This is a genomic window from Phaeobacter cretensis (assembly GCF_047372505.1).
Taxonomy (GTDB): domain Bacteria; phylum Pseudomonadota; class Alphaproteobacteria; order Rhodobacterales; family Rhodobacteraceae; genus Phaeobacter; species Phaeobacter cretensis.
The window spans coordinates 2019106-2041617 of record NZ_JBKBEU010000001.1 but is presented as its reverse complement, the minus strand read 5'-3'; the positions used below and the strand labels follow the sequence as shown (position 1 = coordinate 2041617).

22 protein-coding genes are annotated in these 22512 nt (G+C 54.1%); 16 read left to right on the top strand and 6 right to left on the bottom strand.

The window, feature by feature from the left end; all coding sequences use genetic code 11:
• The first annotated feature begins 63 nt into the window (after window positions 1-63).
• Window positions 64-1290, top strand: coding sequence for a threonine ammonia-lyase IlvA (gene ilvA / locus ACEWZM_RS09745; protein ID WP_414006241.1), 1227 nt, complete (start codon window positions 64-66; stop codon window positions 1288-1290).
• Here ilvA and ACEWZM_RS09740 read toward each other — a convergent pair whose 3' ends face one another.
• Window positions 1291-1626: an Hpt domain-containing protein gene (locus ACEWZM_RS09740; RefSeq protein WP_414007995.1), complete on the bottom strand. Its 336-nt coding sequence runs from the start codon at window positions 1624-1626 to the stop codon at window positions 1291-1293.
• Window positions 1627-1802: 176 nt separating this feature from the next.
• Between ACEWZM_RS09740 and ACEWZM_RS09735 the strand changes: the two genes are divergently transcribed.
• Window positions 1803-3074, top strand: a complete 1272-nt coding sequence (locus ACEWZM_RS09735; protein ID WP_414006240.1) for a PP2C family protein-serine/threonine phosphatase — start codon at window positions 1803-1805, stop codon at window positions 3072-3074.
• Window positions 3075-3138: 64 nt separating this feature from the next.
• On the opposite strand, the gene ACEWZM_RS09730 is transcribed toward ACEWZM_RS09735, so the two are convergent.
• Window positions 3139-3573: an NUDIX hydrolase gene (locus tag ACEWZM_RS09730; RefSeq protein ID WP_414006239.1), complete on the bottom strand. Its 435-nt coding sequence runs from the start codon at window positions 3571-3573 to the stop codon at window positions 3139-3141.
• A gap of 78 nt (window positions 3574-3651) precedes the next feature.
• Between ACEWZM_RS09730 and hslO the strand changes: the two genes are divergently transcribed.
• The 8 genes from hslO to ACEWZM_RS09690 all read left to right on the top strand — a co-directional run bounded on the left by hslO (window position 3652) and on the right by ACEWZM_RS09690 (window position 13055).
• Window positions 3652-4653, top strand: a complete 1002-nt coding sequence (gene hslO / locus ACEWZM_RS09725; RefSeq protein WP_414006238.1) for an Hsp33 family molecular chaperone HslO — start codon at window positions 3652-3654, stop codon at window positions 4651-4653.
• Window positions 4646-5242: a CoA pyrophosphatase gene (locus ACEWZM_RS09720; RefSeq protein WP_414006237.1), complete on the top strand. Its 597-nt coding sequence runs from the start codon at window positions 4646-4648 to the stop codon at window positions 5240-5242. The genes hslO and ACEWZM_RS09720 overlap by 8 nt, the downstream gene beginning before the upstream one ends.
• Window positions 5239-6396 carry a CCA tRNA nucleotidyltransferase gene (locus ACEWZM_RS09715; protein ID WP_414006236.1) on the top strand — a complete coding sequence of 386 codons (1158 nt, stop codon included), beginning with the start codon at window positions 5239-5241 and terminating at the stop codon, window positions 6394-6396. The genes ACEWZM_RS09720 and ACEWZM_RS09715 overlap by 4 nt, the downstream gene beginning before the upstream one ends.
• A gap of 212 nt (window positions 6397-6608) precedes the next feature.
• Window positions 6609-8447: an ABC transporter ATP-binding protein gene (locus ACEWZM_RS09710; protein ID WP_414006235.1), complete on the top strand. Its 1839-nt coding sequence runs from the start codon at window positions 6609-6611 to the stop codon at window positions 8445-8447.
• A complete protein-coding gene (locus ACEWZM_RS09705; protein ID WP_414006234.1) occupies window positions 8444-10321 on the top strand; it encodes an ABC transporter ATP-binding protein in 1878 nt (625 codons plus the stop codon). The genes ACEWZM_RS09710 and ACEWZM_RS09705 overlap by 4 nt, the downstream gene beginning before the upstream one ends.
• A gap of 88 nt (window positions 10322-10409) precedes the next feature.
• A complete protein-coding gene (locus ACEWZM_RS09700; RefSeq protein ID WP_414006233.1) occupies window positions 10410-11657 on the top strand; it encodes a class I SAM-dependent RNA methyltransferase in 1248 nt (415 codons plus the stop codon).
• 29 nt (window positions 11658-11686) lie between these two features.
• Window positions 11687-12472: an ion transporter gene (locus ACEWZM_RS09695; RefSeq protein WP_414007994.1), complete on the top strand. Its 786-nt coding sequence runs from the start codon at window positions 11687-11689 to the stop codon at window positions 12470-12472.
• A 64-nt stretch (window positions 12473-12536) separates the two neighbouring features.
• Window positions 12537-13055 carry a L,D-transpeptidase family protein gene (locus tag ACEWZM_RS09690; RefSeq protein WP_414006232.1) on the top strand — a complete coding sequence of 173 codons (519 nt, stop codon included), beginning with the start codon at window positions 12537-12539 and terminating at the stop codon, window positions 13053-13055.
• A 107-nt stretch (window positions 13056-13162) separates the two neighbouring features.
• On the opposite strand, the gene dalA is transcribed toward ACEWZM_RS09690, so the two are convergent.
• Entirely contained in the window at window positions 13163-13654 is a 492-nt protein-coding gene (dalA, locus tag ACEWZM_RS09685) for a divisome-associated lipoprotein DalA (protein WP_414006231.1), read from the bottom strand.
• 167 nt (window positions 13655-13821) lie between these two features.
• On the opposite strand from dalA, the gene ACEWZM_RS09680 reads away from it, so the two are divergent.
• Entirely contained in the window at window positions 13822-14454 is a 633-nt protein-coding gene (locus ACEWZM_RS09680) for a L,D-transpeptidase (RefSeq protein WP_414006230.1), read from the top strand.
• Window positions 14455-14595: 141 nt separating this feature from the next.
• The gene (locus tag ACEWZM_RS09675) at window positions 14596-14778 is read left to right on the top strand and encodes a hypothetical protein (RefSeq protein WP_340547150.1); all 183 of its coding nucleotides are present in this window, start codon (window positions 14596-14598) and stop codon (window positions 14776-14778) included.
• A 92-nt stretch (window positions 14779-14870) separates the two neighbouring features.
• Here ACEWZM_RS09675 and ACEWZM_RS09670 read toward each other — a convergent pair whose 3' ends face one another.
• From ACEWZM_RS09670 to ACEWZM_RS09660, 3 genes are all read right to left on the bottom strand, one after another.
• On the bottom strand, window positions 14871-17885 hold the full coding sequence (locus ACEWZM_RS09670) for an aminotransferase class III-fold pyridoxal phosphate-dependent enzyme (RefSeq protein ID WP_414006229.1): 3015 nt from the start codon (window positions 17883-17885) through the stop codon (window positions 14871-14873).
• A gap of 73 nt (window positions 17886-17958) precedes the next feature.
• Complete coding sequence (hemH, locus tag ACEWZM_RS09665) at window positions 17959-19020, bottom strand: ferrochelatase (protein ID WP_414006228.1); 1062 nt, start codon at window positions 19018-19020, stop codon at window positions 17959-17961.
• A gap of 128 nt (window positions 19021-19148) precedes the next feature.
• A complete protein-coding gene (locus ACEWZM_RS09660) occupies window positions 19149-19979 on the bottom strand; it encodes a methyltransferase domain-containing protein (protein WP_414006227.1) in 831 nt (276 codons plus the stop codon).
• A gap of 14 nt (window positions 19980-19993) precedes the next feature.
• On the opposite strand from ACEWZM_RS09660, the gene ACEWZM_RS09655 reads away from it, so the two are divergent.
• The 4 genes from ACEWZM_RS09655 to ACEWZM_RS09640 all read left to right on the top strand — a co-directional run bounded on the left by ACEWZM_RS09655 (window position 19994) and on the right by ACEWZM_RS09640 (window position 22379).
• The gene (locus tag ACEWZM_RS09655) at window positions 19994-20722 is read left to right on the top strand and encodes a ComF family protein (RefSeq protein WP_414006226.1); all 729 of its coding nucleotides are present in this window, start codon (window positions 19994-19996) and stop codon (window positions 20720-20722) included.
• Between the two features lie 85 nt (window positions 20723-20807).
• On the top strand, window positions 20808-21065 hold the full coding sequence (grxC, locus tag ACEWZM_RS09650; RefSeq protein WP_414006225.1) for a glutaredoxin 3: 258 nt from the start codon (window positions 20808-20810) through the stop codon (window positions 21063-21065).
• Window positions 21066-21108: 43 nt separating this feature from the next.
• Window positions 21109-21939 carry a carbon-nitrogen hydrolase family protein gene (locus tag ACEWZM_RS09645; RefSeq protein WP_414006224.1) on the top strand — a complete coding sequence of 277 codons (831 nt, stop codon included), beginning with the start codon at window positions 21109-21111 and terminating at the stop codon, window positions 21937-21939.
• Window positions 21939-22379, top strand: a complete 441-nt coding sequence (locus ACEWZM_RS09640) for a MarR family winged helix-turn-helix transcriptional regulator (protein WP_414006223.1) — start codon at window positions 21939-21941, stop codon at window positions 22377-22379. The genes ACEWZM_RS09645 and ACEWZM_RS09640 overlap by 1 nt, the downstream gene beginning before the upstream one ends.
• Window positions 22380-22512 lie beyond the last annotated feature (133 nt).

Sequence of the window (22512 nt, the reverse complement as noted above, 5' to 3'; positions counted from 1 at the left end):
TTCTTCGGTATGCTTTGATCCTGCCCCCTTGCCTTGGGGGCGAGCTTGGGCCACTCAAGGATTATGAGTGACTTTCAGACCCAGGCCCGAGCCGCCGAACAGGCCATGCGTGCGATTTTCCCTGCCACACCGTTGCAGCGTAGCGCTCTTTTGTCAGATCGGTTTGGCGCCGAGATCTACCTAAAGCGCGAAGATCTGAGCCCGGTGCGGTCCTATAAGATCCGGGGGGCGTTCAACGCGATGCGTAAGCAGATGGCGCAGTCTCTGTTTGTCTGTGCGTCGGCCGGAAATCACGCACAGGGCGTCGCCTATATGTGCAGGGAACTGGGCAAGCGAGGCGTGATATTCATGCCTGTGACGACCCCGCAGCAAAAGATCCAGAAGACCCGAATGTTTGGTGGAGATAGTGTCGAAATCCACCTCGTGGGTGACTATTTCGATGACACGCTAGCTGCGGCTCAGAAATGGTGCACGGATGAGGGTGGTCATTTCTTATCCCCATTTGACGACGATGATGTGATCGAAGGTCAAAGCTCTATTGCGGTAGAGATCGAGGCTCAGTTAGGTGCTGCGCCTGATCATGTGATCCTGCCGGTCGGTGGCGGCGGCATGTCGTCGGGTGTTGTGCGTTGGTTTGAGGATCGGGTTCACTGCCTTTTTGCCGAACCATCAGGTGGTGCTTGTCTGCGTGCAGCACTGGCAGCAGGTCAACCTACGGCATTGGATCATGTCGACACCTTTGTTGATGGCGCTGCGGTCGGCCGCATTGGCTCGCGCCCTTTTGAGATCCTAAAACATGTACCGTTACCCGATGTTTTATCGATCACCGAAGATCGCATCTGCACCACAATGCTGGAGATGCTGAATGTCGAGGGGGTGGTATTAGAACCTGCCGGGGCGCTAGCAGTTGAAGCACTGCGAGACGTCCGGTCATGGATCCGTGGCAAAACGGTAGTTTGCCTAACATCTGGTGGCAATTTTGATTTTGAGCGGCTGCCCGAGGTAAAGGAGCGCGCACAGCGCTATATGGGGTTGAAGAAGTATTTTCTCTTGCGCCTGCCGCAGCGACCCGGCGCTTTGAAAGAGTTTTTGGGGATTTTGGGACCAGAAGACGATATTGCCAGGTTTGAATATATGAAGAAATCGGCGCGAAACTTCGGATCTGTACTGATTGGCATTGAAACCAAGCAGCCAGAGAACTTTGCGGATCTTTATGCCCGACTTGACGCCGCGGGATTTGCCTATACGGACATCACCAGCGACGAGACATTGGCCCAATTCGTGATCTGACTAGTTTTCGGCGCGAAGCTGGCTGTTCATGTCGCGCATAAACTCTTCCCTCGATGCTTCATAGCTGGTGATGATAGCGCCAGTGTTAACCTCCTTTGCTTCACCCTGAGCCGAGCGACGCTCGCCCTCTTGGCAAAGTCGGGAAAACTGGCGGAACCCCAGGTTCAGGGCGCTACCTTTCAGGAAATGGAGGTCTTGTTCCAATGTGGCGAGATCCGGCGATCTTAGCTTTTCGATGGTGCCTTCTACTTCTTCCAGGAAGATCTCGACGACTTCTGAGAAGTCCTCGGGGCCAACTTCCTCGTACAGTTCCTTCGCGCGTGACCAATCAATCATCTTTGAAAACCCTGTTTGATGTCGCATTTTACGGTTTCTTTACTTATAAACTCGTAAATCACCGGTTAACGGGAGACTAGGCCCATAATTTACAAACTTCACGTCCTGTTAAGCGAAGAGCGCGATAGTGACTTGCGTTTAAGGTTTCTTGCGCCGTTTTTTGTGGGGTTTACTCGGTGTTGCCAGACAGTTCGATCGAAATAAACCAAGAGGTTACGCCCAATTCGATCCGCCGCGTTCTGGTGGTCGATGACAGTCGTCTTCAGCGACGAATCCTGGTCGCTTCACTGAAAAAGTGGGGATTCGAGGTCGTCGAAGCTGAAAGTGGCGAGATGGCGATGGAGATCTGTGAGAACGATCCGCCAGATCTGATCCTGAGCGATTGGATGATGCCCGGGATGAATGGCCTTGAGTTTTGTCGGGCGTTCCGTGCCAAATCACAAGACAACTACAGTTACTTCATTCTGCTGACTTCAAAGAGTGAAAAGAACGAGGTGGCGCAGGGCTTGGATGCTGGCGCTGATGATTTTCTGACAAAACCTGTCAGTTCGGATGAACTCCGTGCCCGAATCTCTGCGGGTGAACGTATTCTGCTTATGCAGCGGGAACTGTCTGAAAAGAACCGAATCGTGTCGGACACACTGGATGAGTTGCAGCGCGTTTATGACGCCATTGATAAGGATCTGATCCAAGCACGTAAAATTCAGGAATCTTTGGTTCCTGAACTGTCCCGCGATTTCGGATCTTCCACTGTCAGTTTGTTGTTGAAACCCTGTGGCCATATCGGTGGTGATCTGGTCGGAATGTTCTCTCCCGGTGTGAACCGGATTGGTTTTTACTCGGTCGATGTCTCGGGTCATGGAATTACATCTGCGATGATGACAGCGCGTTTGGGTGGGTACCTGTCGTCGACCTATTTCGATCAGAACGTGGGTATGGAAAAGCGCTTCAATCGCTTTTACGCCCTGCGTCAACCTGAAGAGGTCGCAGGTCTGCTCAATGCGCGACTGATTGCGGATACTGGTATCGAAGAATATTTTACCATGGCCTACTGCATCGTTGATCTGCGTAGCGGTGTGCTGAAGATGGTTCAGGCGGGCCATCCTCATCCACTGCTCATTCGCAAGGATGGCAGCACCGAGTTTATCGGCAAAGGCGGCGTTCCAGTCGGATTGGTACCTGACATCACCTATTCTCAAGAAGACGTGGTGATGGAAAAGGGCGATCGGCTGTTATTGTATTCCGACGGTTTCACAGAGGCGCGTTTGGAAACTGGTGAAATGCTCGAGGCTGAGGGATTGGTTGATCTCATCAGTAAGTGCGATTCAGACCAGACCGGTCAGGAATTCCTTGACGATCTGTATTGGAACCTGACCCAGGTGATGTCGTCGCAATACGGGTTAGAGGATGATGTCTCTGCGACTCTATTTGAGTATGAAGGCCCATAAGTCGGCAACACCACCGATGCGCCTGCAAAAACTCTCTGAGCTAACGCTGGCGTTATTTCACATATCAAGCGAATAGCCTTGCGAAATGGCGATCACCAGCATTGCCCAGTACCTCGCACGCGACGTCTGCAGCTACCCATAGGGCATCGTGCATTTGCTCAGTCGGTGCACAGATACGGCGCGCTGGGCGTGCGATGTAAATATGGCATAATTTTTCAGCCCAAAGGTCGTATTCCGGCATGTAGACAAATCGGCGGAAAGCACCCAGTTTTTGCGGTTGCGAGATCGTCCAGCCTGTTTCTTCCATAACTTCACGATACAAGGCAGGAAGAGGCGATTCTCCGGGGTCTATTCCACCACCGGGAAGTTGAATCTCCGGGCCCGGTTCGCGCTGGCAGGTTACAAGTAGCTTGCCATTTCGTGGTAAGAGCGCGTAGACACCGGGCCTTCGCCGGTATTTCTGTGATTTATCTGGGGTATTGCCAAATCGTCTGATCATGGCGCTGACCTCTTCACTCTGATGATGTAAACCCTATATAGGGCCGATATGCCAATCCACGGCGCGTAAGGAAACCCCATGACACTCGTATCGAAAATCGCGTGGGACGATACCGTCCTGCCCTTCCAGCTTGATGTATCGGACATGCGCGGCCGCGTCGCGCGGTTGGATGGAGTGTTGGAAGGTATTTTGAAGCAACACAACTACCCGTCTATTGTCGAGGCGCTTGTGGCTGAAATGGCGCTATTGACGGCATTAATTGGCCAGACCATGAAATTGCGATGGAAGCTGTCGTTGCAGGTTCAGTCCAAAGGCGCGGTGCGCATGATCGCGACTGATTACTACGCGCCCAAGGTAGACGGAGAGCCTGCCCGCATTCGTGCCTATGCTAGCTATGATGAAACCCGACTTACCGATGGTGCGCCTTTTGATCAGGTGGGCGAGGGGTATTTTGCCATTCTCGTCGACCAAGGCGAGGGGACGAAGCCATATCAGGGCATCACATCGCTCGTAGGTGAAAGCCTGGCGGAGTGTGCGCAAGCCTATTTTGCCCAGTCCGAACAATTGCCGACACGCTTTTCGCTCAGCTTTGGCCGCTCAGTAGAGCCAGGGGTGCCAGAGCATTGGCGCGCAGGTGGTATCATGCTTCAGCAAATGCCGAAGGCCTCGCCTTTCGTTGCCGAGGGTGAAGGCTCTGGTGAGATGCTTGCGGCTGAGGATCTTGTCAGCGGTGAAGAAGGTGAAAACTGGAATCGCGTGATGCACCTGCTAGCAACCGTTGAAGATATGGAGCTGATTGGCCCGACTGTGACGCCGACCGATCTGCTATTGCGATTGTTTCACGAGGAACAACCGCGTGTTTTTGATGCACAGCAGGTCAAATTTGGGTGTACCTGCTCCGCGGAGCGCGTGCGCCAAAGCCTGTCGATTTACTCAGCCAAAGACATTGCCACGATGACCACCGTTGAAGGTCGTGTAACTGCTGATTGTCAGTTCTGCGGCGCTCACTACGATCTTGATCCGGCAACGCTTGGGTTTGAGGCAGCTAAAACCAATGCAGAAAAGGGCGATAGTGCCTGATTTGTTGACAAAACTTACCTCTGCACTGGCGGTGGAGAGAGACAGGTCTTCTGATTTTGACCTGAACCCAGACGTTGTCCTTCCCGCTGATCGCAAATTGCGACCAGCGGGTGTTTTGGTTGCAATCACTACTGTAGAAGGTGATCCGCGTGTCATTCTGACCAAACGTTCATCCGCACTGAAGCATCATCCGGGTCAGATTTCTTTTGCTGGCGGTAAGCAAGATCCGGAAGATGCGAGTGTTACCGATGCGGCCCTTCGCGAAGCCTGGGAGGAAATCGGCTTGCCACACGATGTGCCCCAGATCGTCGGAAAGCTACCTGTCCATGAGACGGTGACGGGTTTTGTTGTGACGCCGGTGGTGGCCTTGATCGATCATCCTTTCGATATAATGGCCGAAGCTGGAGAGGTTGCCGAAGTTTTCAGCGTTCCACTTACGCATCTCTGCGACCCGTCGAACTATCAAATTCAATCTCGCCGTTGGCGCGGCGTTAGGCGACACTATTTCACAGTGCCTTATGGCCCCTATTACATCTGGGGTGCGACAGCACGAATGCTGCGTGGCCTTGCCGAGCAGATGCAGATATGACGACCCGGATTGAAGCGCCATGGCTGCAAGATCAAGATGTGCAGCATGTTTGCGATGTCCTGACCAGGGGCGGAGCCGAGATCTATTTTGTAGGCGGATGTGTTCGCAATACTCTGCTGGGCGTCCCGGTCTCTGATCTTGATCTGTCAATCAATGTGTTGCCGCAGCGTGTTATTACCCTAGCTGAAAGTGCAGGGATCAAAGCCATTCCTACAGGTATCGACCACGGTACGGTGACGTTGGTCTATAGAGGCACCCCCTACGAAATAACCACATTTCGACGGGACGTGGCGACGGATGGTCGTCGTGCAGTGGTGGCGTTTTCTGAGACGATTGAGGAAGACGCGGCGCGGCGTGATTTCACAATGAATGCGCTGTATGTTCGCCCGGATGGCGAGTTGGTCGATCCGTTAGGTGGGTTGTCAGATTTACACGCGAGGTTGGTTCGTTTCATCGGTACCGCCGGAAACCGTATCCGCGAGGACTACCTGCGTTCACTACGGTATTTTAGGTTTCATGCTTGGTATGGAAATCCCGACGGGGGATTTGATCCAGTTGCGTTGTCTGCCATAGCTGCAAATCTCGATGGCCTTGACCATCTGTCGCGAGAGCGAGTCGGAAGTGAGTTCCTGAAGCTGCTATTGGCTCCTGATCCAGCAGCTTCCATCGCTGTCATGCGTCAGATTGGTATGCTGTCAAGAATCCTACCGGGCAGTGATGATCGTGCGTTGGCGCCATTGCTTCACTTGGAAGGCGAGGTTGCGGCAGATCCCATCCGTCGTCTCGCGGCGCTGGGCGGTCTGTCCGTAGGAGAGGCTCTGCGATTGAGCAAGGCGCAGACCATGCAGGTGCAGCTGCTTCGCGATGAGGCAAGCGGAACGGTAGGGCCCGCTGCAATGGCATATCAACATGGTGCTGCAACTGCGCGCAGTATCGCCTTACTAAGATCGGCCTTTCTCGAAACACCCATTTCAGCAGATTTAAAGACTGAAATTGACGCTGGAGTCGCAGCGTCTTTTCCCGTCTCCGCCCGTGATCTTATGCCGCGTTTGCAAGGGGCGGCATTGGGTGCGGCGCTGAGATCTTTAAAGGCTGAGTGGATCGCGTCGGGGTTTACCCTTGGGCGCGACGACTTGCTGAACCGCCTGAAGTGATTTTTAGCTTTCTAAACAAACCACGTCAAAGGGGGTGACAGACTCGATTTTTTTTTCTACCCCTAGGGGACTACCATATGACGGGAGGAATACGCATGTATCACGGGATCTGGCACGATTAACGCCTGACCTGTCCGACATTTGTCGGAGGGGCCACGGCGATGGCCTCTATTCGCATGACAATTCCTAATGCTCAATTTTGGAGCGACCGTATGTTTCGTTTTTTCGAAAACCTTATCGACCCCTATTGTGACTATCCGGAAACCAACACACCGCCCCGGCGACTGTGGCCTTTCCTAAAAGACTACTCGCAACCCTTTAAAAAGGTCTTTGCGGCTACGGCCCTAATGTCCGTCGTTGTAGCTGCTGTGGAAATTGGCCTCATCCACTACATGGGGCGGGTGGTTGATCTGTTGTCCGGAGATCCGGCGGTCGTTTGGCAGAGCCATGGCACCGAACTGATTTTGGTAGCGGTGTTTATCCTGACAATCCGCCCGCTGCTGCAGTTGTTTGACGTTCTGTTGCTGAATAATGCAATTCTCCCGAACTTTGGCAGTTTGATCCGCTGGCGGTCGCACAAGCATGTGTTGCGGCAATCGGTCGGTTGGTTCGAAAATGACTTTGCCGGACGGATCGCCAATCGCATCATGCAGACCCCGCCGGCCGCCGGCGAGGTGGTGTTTCAGGTCTTTGACGCAATCACCTTTGCACTTGCTTATCTGGTTGGGGCGGTGGTGTTGCTCTGGCTGGCTGACGTGCGGCTGATGATTCCTATGTTGATTTGGTTTGCGCTGTATACGGTTTTGATCCGCTGGACCGTACGCCGTGTCGGACCTGCAAGTCAGGCAGCATCTGATGCCCGGTCGACTGTGACGGGGCGGGTCGTGGACAGTTATTCCAATATCCACTCGGTCAAAATGTTTGCGCATCACGACACCGAACTGACCTATGCCAAAGAGGCGATTGAGGGGACTCGTAAAACGTTTCAAGCGGAAATGCGGCTCTATACGATTATGGACGCTGCATTGGTGACCCTAAATGGGCTGTTGATTGTCGGGGTCGTTGGGTGGGCGATCCTATTGTGGATGCAGGGATTGGCCTCGGTTGGCGCGGTCGCCGCTGCGACTGCGCTGACATTGCGGCTGAATGCAATGACCGGATGGATTATGTGGGCTCTGACCACGTTCTTCCGCCAGTTGGGGGTCGTGGCAGAGGGCATGGAAACGATCGCCCAGCCTATTGATTTGGTGGATGTTGACGATGCAAAGCCACTTGATCTGCGCGATGGTCAGCTAGAATTGCGAGAACTGTCGCATCACTACGGGCGTGGCTCAGGCGGTCTGGATAAAATCAGCCTAACTGTTCGCCCAGGTGAAAAAATTGGCCTAATTGGCCGCTCGGGTGCTGGGAAGTCGACGCTGGTAAAACTCTTATTGCGTTTCTACGATTCTGAGAGTGGTCAGATTCTGATCGACGGGCAGGATATTCGCTCTGTCGCGCAGGACAGCCTGCGTGCACGGATCGGAATGGTGCAGCAGGACAGTTCGCTGTTGCACCGGTCGGTGCGCGATAACCTTCTCTATGGTCGGCCAGATGCCAGTGAGGCTGACATGATTGAGGCCGCAAAAAAGGCCTGTGCCCATGATTTCATCCTCGATCTGGAAGATCCGAAGGGTCGCAGGGGCTACGACGCCCATGTTGGCGAACGTGGCGTGAAACTTTCCGGCGGGCAGCGTCAGCGGGTTACTCTGGCGCGGGTTATCCTGAAAGACGCACCGATCCTAGTTCTGGACGAGGCGACCTCGGCACTCGATTCCGAAGTAGAGGCGGAAATTCAACAAACGCTTTATGGCATGATGCAGGGCAAAACGGTGATCGCTATCGCGCACCGGCTCTCCACAATTGCCCAAATGGATCGGATCCTGGTGCTGGATGATGGACGGATTGTAGAGGAAGGCACTCATGACGTGCTTTTGCGGTCCAAGGGCCTATATGCCCAATTCTGGGCGCGGCAATCTGGCGGCTTCCTGAATATTGAGGCAGCAGAATGAAACTCGGCAATCTGATCGACGCATTTCAACCGGCCGAAGGCCCTCCACCAGGTCAGCTTGGGGGGTTTCTTCGGTGGTGTTTGTCCGGAGCCTGGCCAATGCTGACGGCAGCGGCGTTGTTTTCGGCGTTAGCTGGCGGGATGGAGGCCGGTACGGCATATATTCTCGGCTCGGTGATCGATACTGCGATTTCTAGTGGGCCGGGCGCGTTCTTTTCCGCTGGGAATGTCGTTATCATCGCCGTTGCACTAGGGTTTTTCCTTTTGCTTCGGCCCATCCTTTTTGGCCTGTCGGCTGCTTCTAACGCCATCATCGTTCAACCTAATGTGAATCCACTGGTACTGTCGCGGCTGAACCGTTGGACAATGGGCCAATCGGTGCGATTTTTCGATGATGATTTTGCCGGTCGTATTGCGCAAAAGCAGATGCAGACCGCAAGTGCTGTGACCTCCGTTGCGGCTGAGGTGATCAATGTCGTCGCCTTTGCTTTGGCGTCGCTCCTTGGGACGCTTGCACTCTTGGGGGCGATTGATTGGCGCATTACGGTTCTGTTCATGGTGTGGCTTGCCGGATATTTTGCAACTATCCGCTGGTTCCTGCCACGTGTTCGAAAGCGCTCAGCTGCGCGCGCGGGAGCGAGGGCAATGGTGTCGGGCCAAGTGGTTGATACAATCACCAACATCAAAACGGTAAAGCTGTTTGCCCATGGCGATTTAGAGGAGCAAACAGCGCAAAGTTCGATGGCCGATTTCCGCGTAAAGGCGCTTCATTTTGGGTACTTATCGGCGACTTTTCGGTTTTGTCTGATGACGCTTGCAGGTGTTCTACCTGTGATGATGATCGGGGCAACTTTGCTTCTTTGGCGTGATGGGTTGGCAAGTGAGGGTGATATCGTCGCTGCGGGTGCGGTGTCGGTCCGTCTTGCGCAGATGACCGGCTGGGTCAGCTTTACGCTGATGGCGATTTATTCAAACATCGGAGAAATCGAGAACGGAATTAAAACTCTGACCCGCCGGGACAGGGTTGAGGACCATCCCTCTGCCGAAGAGCTGAAGGTCTCTGCTGGACAGATTGAACTCTGCAATGTTGGATTTGCCTACGGGCGCGATGTCGGCGGTATTCAGGATATATCACTGACGATCGAATCCGGTGAAAAACTGGGGATCGTCGGTGCGTCCGGGGCAGGCAAATCGACGCTCGTTTCTCTCCTGCTACGGCTCTATGATGGGGAAAAGGGCGACATCTTGATTGACGGCATGGATATTTCCAGCGTTACGCAGAGTTCGCTGCGCAGCCAGATTGGCATGGTTACGCAGGAAACTGCGATGTTCAATCGTTCAGCACGTGACAATATCCTGTATGGACGGCCGGGTGCCAGCGAGCTTGAGTTGATCGCCGCCGCGCAAAAAGCGGAAGCGCATGAGTTTATTCAGGATCTGGAGGATGGGCAGGGCCGTACAGGATATGATGCCCATCTGGGTGAACGCGGGGTGAAGCTATCCGGTGGTCAGCGTCAGCGCATCGCGCTCGCGCGTGCGATCCTGAAGGACGCACCCATCCTGATCCTCGATGAGGCGACCTCGGCTCTGGATTCCGAAGTTGAGGCCGCGATCCAGTCAGCGCTTGAACGTGTGATGCATGGCAAGACAGTACTGGCTATCGCGCACCGTTTGTCGACGCTAAGCGAAATGGATCGGATTATAGTCATGGATCAGGGACGGATCGCCGAGGTTGGCACACATGAGTCCTTGCTGGATCAGGGCGGCTTGTATGCTCAATTCTGGTCGCGACAATCCGGCGGGTTCATACGTACCGAGATTGACGATCATGAGGCCATGGTGACCACTTTGTCGCCACAGGATGCGGCAGAGTAAGCCCGTATGAAACTGTCGCAGCCTCTGCATTTATGCAGAGCTGCGCATTTTTCTTTTGCCCGCGCCGGTCGCAGGGTATGGAGCGGCTATGACACATGCAGCTAGAACTACAGCCACAATCATACGTCTTGGACATCAAGGAGATGGTGTAGCCGACGGGCCGCTTTTTGCGCCGCGAACTTTGCCAGGCGAAACCGTAAGCGGCATCCGTGACGGGCATCAGCTTACAGATATCCGTATCGAAAACCCGTCGGAGGTTCGCGTGCAGGGTCCTTGTCGGCACTATAAGTCATGCGGTGGCTGTCAGCTGCAACATGCTGCGGATCCATTTGTCGCGGATTGGAAGATAGGCATCGTGCGTAACGCGTTGGCTGCGCAGGGGCTTGAGACCACATTTCGCCCGATTCATACATCGCCACCACGGTCGCGTCGTCGTGCCACTCTATCGGTACGCCGCACCAAAAAGGGGGCAATGGCTGGGTTTCATGGTCGCGCATCTGGAGTGATTACGGAAATACCAGATTGCCAATTGCTGGCATCAGAATTGGTGGCTGCGGTGCCGATGGCCGAAGCGTTGGCGGTGGCTGGTGCCAGTCGTAAGGCACCATTGTCGGTTACTGTCACCCTGTCCGAAGCGGGAGTTGATGTGCTGGTGACCAATGGGAAGCCATTGGATGGTCCGCTGCGTATCGCGTTGGCACAGGTTGTTGATGCCCATCACATTGCGCGTCTGACTTGGGAAGATGAGTTGATCGGTATGGAACAACAACCGACCCAACCTTTTGGTCCGGCGCATGTTTGCCCGCCTCCGGGCGCTTTTCTTCAGGCGACGCGAGATGGCGAAGCAGTGCTTCTTGCGGCGGTAGAAGAGTGCGTGATTGGCGCAAAGCGTGTTGTTGATCTTTTTGCCGGTTGCGGCACCTTCAGTCTGCCACTTGCTCAGAATGCTGAAGTACATGCGGTCGAAGGTGATGGCGCGATGTTGCAAGCCCTCGATGTTGGTTGGCGTCAGGCAAAGGGGTTGAAGAAGGTCACCACCGAAACCCGTGATCTGTTTCGCAACCCTTTGTTGGCTGAGGATCTCAACCCCTTTGGCACAGAGTTTAACGCAGCTGTCATTGACCCGCCGCGTGCAGGTGCAGAAGCACAAGCCACGCAGTTGGTTGCGGCCCGTACTAAGCGGGTAGCCTATGTATCCTGCAATCCTGTCACCTTTGCCCGCGATGCTAAGATCCTGACGGATGGCGGTTATCGTTTGGATTGGGTACAGGTCGTCGATCAATTCCGCTGGTCATCACATACCGAGCTGGCGGCAAGCTTTTCCTACGTGGGGTAAAACTGGTGAGCACGAGCACAATTCAAACCATGAACCAACGGCTAGCGGCTCTCCTCTCGAGTGATCGTTTTGGCAATTTCATTACAGCGGTGATTCTGGTCAATGCAGTCACCTTGGGGATGGAGACGTCTGACCTCATTATGTCCCGCGTTGGGCCTGTCGTCCTGTTTATTGATCAGCTTTGCCTGGCGATTTTTGTCGTTGAACTTCTGGCCAAGCTTTGGGTTCAGCGGCAACGGTTCTTTCTGCGCGGATGGAATATCTTCGATTTTGTGATTGTCAGTATCGCGTTTATGCCTGGTGCTCAGGGTATGTCTGTGCTGCGGGCATTGCGGATTTTGCGCGTGCTCAGGGTTATTTCAGTCGCGCCACGCCTGCGCCGGGTTGTCGAAGGCTTTATTACCGCACTGCCCGGCATGGGTTCGGTGTTCCTACTGATGGCAATCATCTTCTATATCGGCTCGGTCATCGCGACAAAACTGTTCGCTGAGAGCTTTCCCGAATGGTTTGGCAGCCTCGCGTTGAGCGCTTATTCGCTGTTCCAAATCATGACATTGGAAAGCTGGTCGATGGGAATCGTTCGACCAGTGATGGAGATATACCCCTACGCATGGGCGTTCTTTGTGCCGTTTATCATGGTGACCACCTTTGCGGTGGTGAACCTTCTGGTCGGCCTGATTGTGAATTCAATGCAAGATGCCCACAGCGAGGAAGAGGGAGAGCGAACTGATGCGTATAGAGATCTGGTTCTTGCTCGTCTTGAGGCAATTGAGCAGCATCTAGCAACCCTGCAGCCGCCACATGAGAAGAAGTGATTTTGATTTTTCCAGCTAAGATAGTAGTTGAAAATTGAGGCAAATCAGGCAGAGACCTAAAATAATGGACAGACGTACATTCGGATTGGGCGCCGCGGCGACCCTTGGGTTGGCGGGTTGCAGCTCCGGCCCCAGTAAATTCCGCAGTTATAACGGACCCGAGGTAACCTCGGTCGTAGTCAACAAAGGTGCGCGGAAGGTTTATCTACTCCACAACGAAGATATACTGCGCGAATACGAGATGGAGTTGGGTTTTGCGCCACTTGGGCACAAGACGATCGAGGGTGATGGAAAGACGCCGGAAGGCAACTATCTGATCGACAGGCGCAACCCCAACAGTCGCTATCACTTGTCGATTGGGATCTCATATCCTAACGCGCAGGACCGGGCAAAAGCGGCCGCAATGGGTAAAAGCCCAGGCGGAGAGATTTTCATTCATGGCCAGCCAAACAACACCAAAGCGCGCAAACGTGCGGCGCGTGTAGACGATTGGACAGCTGGCTGTATTGCCGTCAGCAATGACGAGATCGAAGAGATTTATTCGATGGTGCGCGACGGCACACTGATCTCATTACGCCCCTGATCATTTCGTCGATTGACCTGCAGAGGGTTCACTAGACATATAAAAAGGCCCGATCTCCACATGGTAGATCGGGCCTTTTTATTTGAGTGAGTACTTAGTGGATGGAATCAGCTACCCATCACCAGCGTCCACCAGATCTTACCATTTGATTCTTGGAACCAAGAAAAGCCCATTGTGCGTGCCTTTGCATCCATCACAACCGACCGCGTTGCGGACTCTTCCATCCAGGCCGTCAGCGTCTGCAACTCGCTTTCATAGGTTTCCGAGATTGTTTCACCGATCAGAGTGCCAGTGAAACCTGAGCGCGCCACACGATCTAGAGGAGATGAGCCGTCTGAGCCGAAATGCCAGGGACGGTTCTGGACCGACATGTCACGTGAATGCGTGGCTGCTGCGGCAGTAAGCTGTGGGTTCAATTGTACTGTCGGTTTGCCGGCCGCTTCACGAAGAGCATTGACCGAGTCGAGCATCCGCAGTTGAACTTTGTCAGCGTTACGAATCCGATATACGCTGCCGCCTGTGCTGCCATCTGGAGCAGGAGCGCATGCCGCGACAAGAGTCATCAGGCTGGCGACTAGGATCAGAAATACACGTGTCATACTAAACCTTGTTTCTTTGACTAGCTGCTCCAATACCTTGGCTGTGGCATAGGCGCAAACGTGTCGGCGATGAATTGAGCAGTGTAGGATTGTTTGATTTGCGACTGAGGCATTCGCGCCATAAGATATGTAACAAAGAATGCATATCTCCGCAGTTTGGAAAAGTCATGACCCGTAACCCTTCTGATCCCTTCTCAAGACGGCGATTTCTTGCCGGTTCTGTTTCTGTTGGCGCCTCTTTGGCCGGAAGCGGTATCGCGAGCACAGCCTGGGCACAGGACGCCGGCCTTGAGGTAGCTGACCCTCTGCGCCCGGCCCCCGAACCAGAACCGCCGGTCCAGCGGAATATCTCCGCCTTTCGGTCTAAAAACTGGCGTCCCTATTTTGACAGTCTGCGCAATGGCGCAGTTTTGGTGGATATCGATAGCCGTGCGCTTCATTTCTGGTCCGAAGATGAAAGCGTCTACAAGCTGTTTCCCTCGTCTGTACCGCTCTCGGACGATTTAACGCGCCGCGGACGGACAAAGATCATCCGCAAAGTTGACGGTCCAGGGTGGGCGCCAACTCCGAATATGCTGAAACGCAATCCCGAATGGCCTGCCTACATTCCGCCAGGTCCGGACAATCCGCTTGGAACGCACGCATTGTATCTCAGCTGGAAGTATTACCGAATCCATGGAACCCACGATACGCGCAAGATCGGCCGCAAGTCGTCAAACGGCTGTATTGGCCTTTATAATGAGCATATTTCGCAGCTGTTTGGGCTTACGAAAGTGGGCACTCAAGTGTTGCTTATTTGACGACATCGACCCATTCCAAAGGTCGAATCATGCAACAAGCAATTGCAATGCTGGGATTTTGCTGATTAGAAAAATATCACGAGGTAAGTCTTGGGCGCGTGGTTCAGGTGGACTGAACTGCGCATATTTTTGGAGGTTAACATGAAAAAACTCGTTATCGCTGCTGCTCTGACTGCTGCCGCTTCGACCGCTTCCGCGGGCAACCTGGCTGAGCCGATTGTTGAGGCACCGGTTATTGTTGAGCAAACCGAAAGCTCCTCCAGCGGCATCCTTCTGCCGCTGCTGCTGCTGGTTCTGGTTGGCGCAGCTGTCGCAAGCAACTAATTGCTTGTGTCAGAAAGTTAAGAAAGGCGGTGGTTTTCCACCGCCTTTTTTTATCGATTTTCAGCTATCCACATCATTTTAGCCATGCTGGATCAGGATATCTGAACCTCTGATAGTATGCTGTCCAATGTCTTTAAAATTACCTCGATCCCTTCCGCATCAATGGTAAGTGGCGGACGGATTTTCAGGATGTTGTCCATCGGACCTTCGCTACCGATCAGGATTCTATGATCGCGCATCCGATTTTTGACATAGGCGCAAACCTCGGTCGCCTCTGAATCGTCAGTGCGGATAAGTTCAACGCCGATGAACAGACCCATTCCACGGACATCTCCGATAGGCTGATGCCGTGACTGTAGTTCTTGTAAGCCGATCATCAGCTCTGATCCGCGAATGCGGGCGTTTTCTTGCAGCCCTTCATCATCGACGATTGTCAGGACCTCGGTTCCGATCCGGCATGACAGGGTTGAGCCACCAAAGGTTGAAAAGAATTCGGGCCCCTGTGCAAAACTGTCAGCGATAGCGCGTGTTGTGACCAAGACTCCAAGTGGGTGACCATTGCCAATGGGTTTGCCCAGGACGACGATATCCGGCGTAGCTCCCTGATGTTCAAAGCCAAAGTAGTATTCGCCGAGCCGACCAAGGCCGGTTTGAACCTCATCGGCGATACAGATACCGCCGGCTGCGCGAATTTTCTCATACACAGCGGGGAGGTAGCCCTTGGGTGGGATGATTTGCCCGCCTACAGAAGGAAATGTTTCGGCGATGAAACCAGCTATTCCATGGCCTTTGTCGCGCAGTTTTGTGATGGCCGGATCAACTAGATCGGCGAATTTCTGTGCTCGATCCGGATCACTACGGCGATAGCTGCCACGATAGTCATCCGCAGCCTCGACCAACTCGACCCAATCAGATGGACCTACGCCGCCCTTGGCGTTGAACTTGTAGGCAGAGATGTCGATCACACCTGTGGTGTTGCCGTGATAGCCATGGTCAGGCGATACCATTCCCTTCGCGCCGGTATGTGCACGAGCAAGGCGAAGAGCCAGTTCATTTGCTTCGGTTCCTGAATTGACGAAGAAGCAGACATCCAGATGATCCGGCATTTTTGACAGGATCTTTTCGGCGAATGACGTCTGTGCAGGGTGCAGATAGCGAGTGTTAGAGTTCATTCGTTTCAGCTGATCTGCAGCGACGGCCTGGATACGCGGATGGGCATGTCCTACGTGAGGCACGTTATTGTATGCATCGAGATACGGGCGCGCCCATTCATCGAATAGATGGTGTTTCCAGCCGCGCATCAACATAACTGGATCACTGTATGTTAGGCTAAGGTTTCTGCCAAAATGGTTGCGCCGCCCGTCCAGAATAGTGGATTTTTCGGTCGGTTTATATCGCACTTTGGCGTTCGGAAGGTTTAGCAGCGGGGCAGGGTTCGGGCAGAGTGCATTCCAAAGAACCAGATCATCGGGATCTGCGACACCGGGCCAATCGCTTTCGATTCCCTTTGTCGACAGAGAAAGCTGAAAATGCACATGTGGGGCCCACCCCCCGTTTTGATCTGGGGAGCCCAGTTGGCAGAATGGCGCACCTTTTTCGACCTTGTCGCCAATCGCAAGACGTGTGCAGCACTCCGGATCAAGGTGCCCATAGAGCGTATAGAAATCTTCTCCAGTATCTGTGTGGTGCTTCAGGATGATTACACCGCCGTAGTCTAGATGGTTGGCCCGATCTTCTACCACAACGACTTCGCCATCTAGTGGCGCATGTAGCGATTGCGCTGCCGGTGCAAAGACGTCCACTGCCAGATGTACCGTGCGACGATCGCTGGCCTTGTGGTGTCCTTTTCTGAACGCGTTTGCAGTATAGATCAAACGGGGTTCATTATAGTATCCGAGCCACCAATCCGAGCCATCTTCGCCGGCAAATTCAGAACCGACCTCAGCCGCTTCCGCCAGTGGCATGTCAAACGGGTTCTGTGGCCACGTTGAGTTTTCGACAGAAAGAGATCCCATCGGAAGATCCGTAAGATGGCGGCCCATCAAGGGAGCAAAACCGCCATTATGTGTCTCTAAATATGACAAAATACTGCCTGCACCATCCACGACAGGTAGATCGCAAGCCGCCCGCAGGCGCGCTGAAATAAGGGAAGGATGCTCGTTTGGCTGCTCAAGAAAACGCCATGCAGGAGCCTGAGAAATGGTCACATAAGGATCATCAGAATTGTCTTTGGCGACGAGTGTGGAATTCACGACGCTAACGGCCAATCGCATGCACAATAGAGGCCAGAGAAGATCGAGTTCCTCTGTCGTCAGTAGATTGGTAGAATGATAGCCAGCCACCAGCGCTGATAGGGCGCTTTGAGGCTTCGGGTGGTCTAGTACAACATAGGCCGCGGCAATGGCCAGATCACAGATCCTTGGTGCCACGCACATGTCACCAAGATCAATCAGCCCGCTAATCGCGCGTGGTTCGCAAAGGCTTCCGGTGACCAAGATGTTATAGTCGTTTGCATCGTTATGAATCGCCTGCTTTGGCAGTGACGCTAACTGCGGTTTTAACGCCTCAAAGTTGGCGCAAATCTCTGAAATCAATGCCTGACGTTTGATGTCGACGATACAGCTTACTTCGCTCGCGATCCACGATGCGGCCATCAGATCCCATTTGAAACCACGTTCAAGGCTTGGGTGTTCAAAGTTTTCCAAGGCGCGGGTTGTACCTGCAAGTGTTTTGCCGATCTGGCGGATAAGATCAGGTGATTTTGGTGCGGACTTGGCATAACACTGACCCGGCAGCAGGGTCTGAAGCCAAACCAGCCGCTGCGCTCCAGTCTCGTCTGGAAGGGTCAGGCAGAAACCGCCTTTTGCTGCCGGAACAACACGGGGAAACGGCAAGTTTGGGTTGGTCTGTCTAATATGCGCCAGCGCAGCAATCTGCATATCCACAAGATCGGAGGCGCAGCCCGGGCGCATGGCCTTCAGTATATAACCCTGCCCATCAACTGAGGCTGCACGAAAGTTCAGATCGTATTCGCCGTCCAGCTTAGTCAGCTCCGCGGAGATGCCCCAATGGTCATGAAGGGCGTTGGCCCAGTGAAATGCGGTCATGGAATGCCCCTGTTCAAACGTCTTAAGCCCCGTTGGCCGGGGCATTTGAGCTATTTGGACCGGCGTAGGGCAGTTAGTCCAGCCACCCTTTCAAATTGCGTTCGATCACACCAGACAACGCGTCGATATGTTCCGCACCATCGTTCAGACAGGGGATGTAGAGGAACTCCTCGCCGCCTGCATGTTCAAAGCTCTCGCGGATCTCTTCGTTGATCTCTTCCAACGTTTCAATACAGTCGGCCGAGAACGCCGGGGCGATGACCGCGATGTTTTTCTTGCCCTCTTTGGCAAGGGTGGCGACATGATCCACTGTGTAGGGTTTCAACCATTCTTCGGGGCCAAAAACGGATTGAAAGGTGGTTGTGATTTCCGTGTCAGCCCAACCCAACCGCTCCTTCAGCAGGCGCGTGGTTTTCTGACAATGGCAATGGTAGGGATCACCCTGCATTAGATATCGCTTGGGCATACCGTGGTAGGAAACCACCAAGATATCGGGTTTTTTATCAGCTGCAGCATAAGATTTTTCAACCGACTGGGCCAACGCGTCAATATAAGCCGGGTCGTCGAAATATGGGGCAACGGTTCGCGCAGCGGGCTGCCATGTTTCATCCATCAGGGCACGAAAGAACTGGTCATTTGCGGTCGCGGACGTCGCAGCGGCATATTGCGGATAAAGAGGTACAAACAGGATTTTCTGGCAACCGGCCGCAATCATCTCGCGGACTTTGGATTTGGTCGATGGGTTGCCGTAGCGCATACAGAAATCAACCATAACCTTCGCGCCATATCGCGTTTGCAAGGCCTTTGACATGGCTGCTGTCTGGTCTTTGGAGATCGTCATCAAGGGGCTTTCGCCCTGTTCGTGGTTCCAGATGGATTTATAGGCGGCGCCAGACGTGAACGGCCGTTTCGCAAGAATGATCAATTGCAGCAGCGGTTGCCATTTCCATGCGGGATAATCGATGACCCGCTTGTCGGACAGGAACTCACTCAGATAACGGCGCATAGGCCAGTAGCTATAATCATCTGGGGTGCCGAGGTTCGCCAGCAGAACGCCGACTTTCGCCGGGGCGATCTTTGGGTGATCTGCGGGTGCGTGAGCAGGGCAGGTGGCGGGGGCATTGGCGTCCAGCATCTATCGGTGTCCTGTGCGGTAATCGGTTAGCAGACAAGTCGTCCGCGTTAGCAATATGAAGATACGGTGGAAATAGCCAATTGGATCATTCCACCAGAGCTATAGGCTAGCCCTATGATCAAGGCTGTCTACTTTGGTAATGGTGTTTCCGGCACTTTCAGCGCATCCGCCAACCGGGCTGTTGCTGACCCGGGGCGTAGCGGTTTTTGTTGGCTTTCGGATGGGGACCACCCTGTAAGGCAGATCAGTTCAAAAGTAGCAGGCAGAAGACCGTCCTCTGTTGCGTAGGTTGCACGATAGATCCCTTCGGTCTCCATAAACAGAGAGCGCGGTGTCGCGAACTTTTGCCTTTGGGTCATTGCGTTGGTTTCGCCCATACCGCGCAGTTCTTGCATCAGATGTGGAAGGTCGCGGTATTTCGCCATCAGGGGCACGACGTCGGCTACCGGCAATGCAAACCCGGCGCGCTGCAACAACGCGCCGAGGTCGCGAACTTCCCCCATCGGTGCAACACGAGGGGATAACCCACCACTGAGCTGAGTTTCGGCGGTGGCCAATGCGCTGCGCAACTCGTGCAGGGTCTGACCGCCCAGCATTAATACCAGCAATAGCCCATCTTCGGTTAGCGCGCGGCGGCACTGGATCAGCTGTCCAACGGGATCATTAGCCCAATGCAGCGACATGGCGTGAACAACCAGATCATGTGCGCCGACTGCCAGATCCAGTGTCTCGTCATCCGCGACATGTTTGGCTTCAGGCAGGCAAGTCTCCCAGCCTTCCGCAAAAGGCGCAACAAGCGCGGGCCGGGTAAAGACCTTGTTAACCATCGACAGTCGATCCTCAATTTCATCTCGGGCGATGTCATGCAGAAACAATGCGTGGGATTTGAGGCGTTTGCGATGGGCCGCAATGGCACTGCGGTCAAAAAGCTGCGGGCGGGGCGTCGTGGCTTGGGTCATAAGGGCTATTTAGGATGTTGAAGGCGCGGATACAAACGGCTGTTTCCCTGATCTACCCGCCACGCTGTCTGGCTTGCGGAGATTGGGTCGAAAGTGATTTTGGCCTCTGTGGTACATGTTGGCGTGACACGGCCTTTGTGAGCGGGACCTGTTGCGACAGTTGTGGTATGCCGTTGATTGGTGAGGACGACGGGTTTCGTATTGAATGTGACGATTGCATTGATCACCCGCGCCCATGGCAGAAGGGGCGAGCTGCGCTGATCTATGAAGGTACCGCCCGACGTCTGATTCTAGCTTTGAAGCATGGAGATCGAACGGAGATCGCCAGGCCGGCGGCCAATTGGTTGGGACGGGCGGCTGCGGATTTGCTGACGGATGAACCGCTGCTCGCACCAGTGCCGCTGCATTGGTCGCGTTTTCTGCGACGCAGATACAATCAATCCGACCTTTTGGCGCGGGAAGTAGCTCGTAGTGAAGGGTTGGACTATTGCCCTGACCTGCTGCGCCGCACCCTGAGAACACCATCACTGGAGGGGCAAAGCCGTCGAGAGCGATACGCAACATTGGCACAGTCGATCAGCGCGCATCCGAAACATATTGAACGGCTAAGGGGCCGTACAATTTTACTGATTGATGATGTAATGACCAGCGGTGCCACATTAAGCGCCGGTAGTGAGGCTTGCCTAGACGCTGGTGCCAAGGCAGTACGTGTGGCAGTGCTTGCAAGGGTCACGCACACGTGATCTGAACGCGCCGGGGCTGGCAATTTTCCGATGGACTGCCCAAGTTCAGGGCCAAGCCAACTGACACATCCAAACGGAGACCTGAATGAAACCGGTCGAAATCTACACATCACCGCTCTGCGGGTTTTGCCATGCAGCCAAACGCCTACTGACGCAAAAGGGTGTGGCATTCGATGAAATCGACGTCTTGGCAAATCCTCAGCGCAAGGCTGAGATGATTGAGCGTGCTAACGGCGGGCGTACGGTACCGCAGATTTTTGTCGGTGAAACGCATGTCGGTGGCTGCGACGAACTGTATGCTCTGGATCGCTCCAGTAAGCTGGATTCGCTTTTGGCAGGCTAAGGTCGCGCATGCTATCAGTTACGTCATAGCTGGAGGATACATAATGCGCGCGGCAATGCTTCAATTGACGTCCAGCGATCAGCCTGCAGATAACTTGGCGATGGTACAGGGCATGATTGCTGATGCCGTTGTCGGTGGGGCGGGGTTTGTTCTGACACCGGAGGTGACGAATTGTTTGTCCAGCAGTCGCAGCCACCAGCAATCCGTTCTGAAACACGAGGCTGATGACGCAACACTGGCGGCATTGCGTGAGACGGCACAGCAACACGATATATGGCTGTCTCTTGGATCACTGGCACTCAAGACCAGTGACGTAGACGGGCGATTTGCCAACCGCCAGTTTCTGATCGCTCCCTCTGGTGAGATCGTGGCGCGTTACGACAAGATCCACATGTTTGATGTGGATGTGACGCCAGAGGAAACATACCGGGAATCGGATGGCTATCGTCCCGGTACTCAAGCGGTTGTGGCAAAGACACCCTTTGCAATGTTGGGCCTGACAATCTGCTACGATCTGCGCTTTCCCTATTTGCACAGGCGTCTGGCAAAAGCCGGTGCAGAGATCTTAATCGCACCAGCTGCCTTCTCGCATGTAACGGGCGCTGCGCATTGGCATGCATTGCTGCAGGCGCGGGCGATCGAAACCGGCTGCTATGTGTTGGCTCCAGCGCAGACGGGCACTCATCCGACCAGCAAGGGTAAATCACGTCGGACCTATGGTCATTCTCTGGTCGTATCGCCTTGGGGTGAGGTTTTGGCCGATGGTGGAACGGATGTCGGGATCACTTTCGTTGATCTCGACCGTGAAAAAGTGTCAAAAGCGCGCAGGCAGGTTCCTTCCCTGTCTCATGATAGAGAGTTTGACGGACCCTAATGGACGACACTAATTCCCTTGCAGTTTCGCTATTCAGCGAAATTCTGATGGCAGATCAGTTGGCGCGGACCCGGCTGGGACAAGTGCTGCCCAAAGGGATGGAGTTGTCACATTTTTCAGTTTTGAACCATCTGGCACGCACGGGCGTTGAACGATCTCCAGCGCAATTGGCCAAGGCGTTTCACGTGACCCGTGGAGCAATGACCAACACGTTGAGCAAACTGGAAGCGGCGGGATATGTGCATATCCGCCCCGATTGGGATGATGCGCGGCGCAAAATGGTTGCGATTAGCCCAGCTGGGCGACAGGCGCGCGACGCGGCCCTTGCAAGCATCGTACCGATGATTTCAGAAGTGGTAGAGGAGTTGGGCGGCGATCGGGTTAAATCGGCGCTGCCGATTCTACGAGAATTTCGCATCAAACTTGGCAGCCAAGATTGAATGACGACGTATCGTTTTGGTCACATTCAGCCTTTGGCCAACGGAAAAGGACGCCTGCGAACAGACGTCCTTGGTGCCCCCCGTCAGGCTGGTCCGTGAGTGGTAGGCTTAACGACAGGGCTGCCCGGAACAA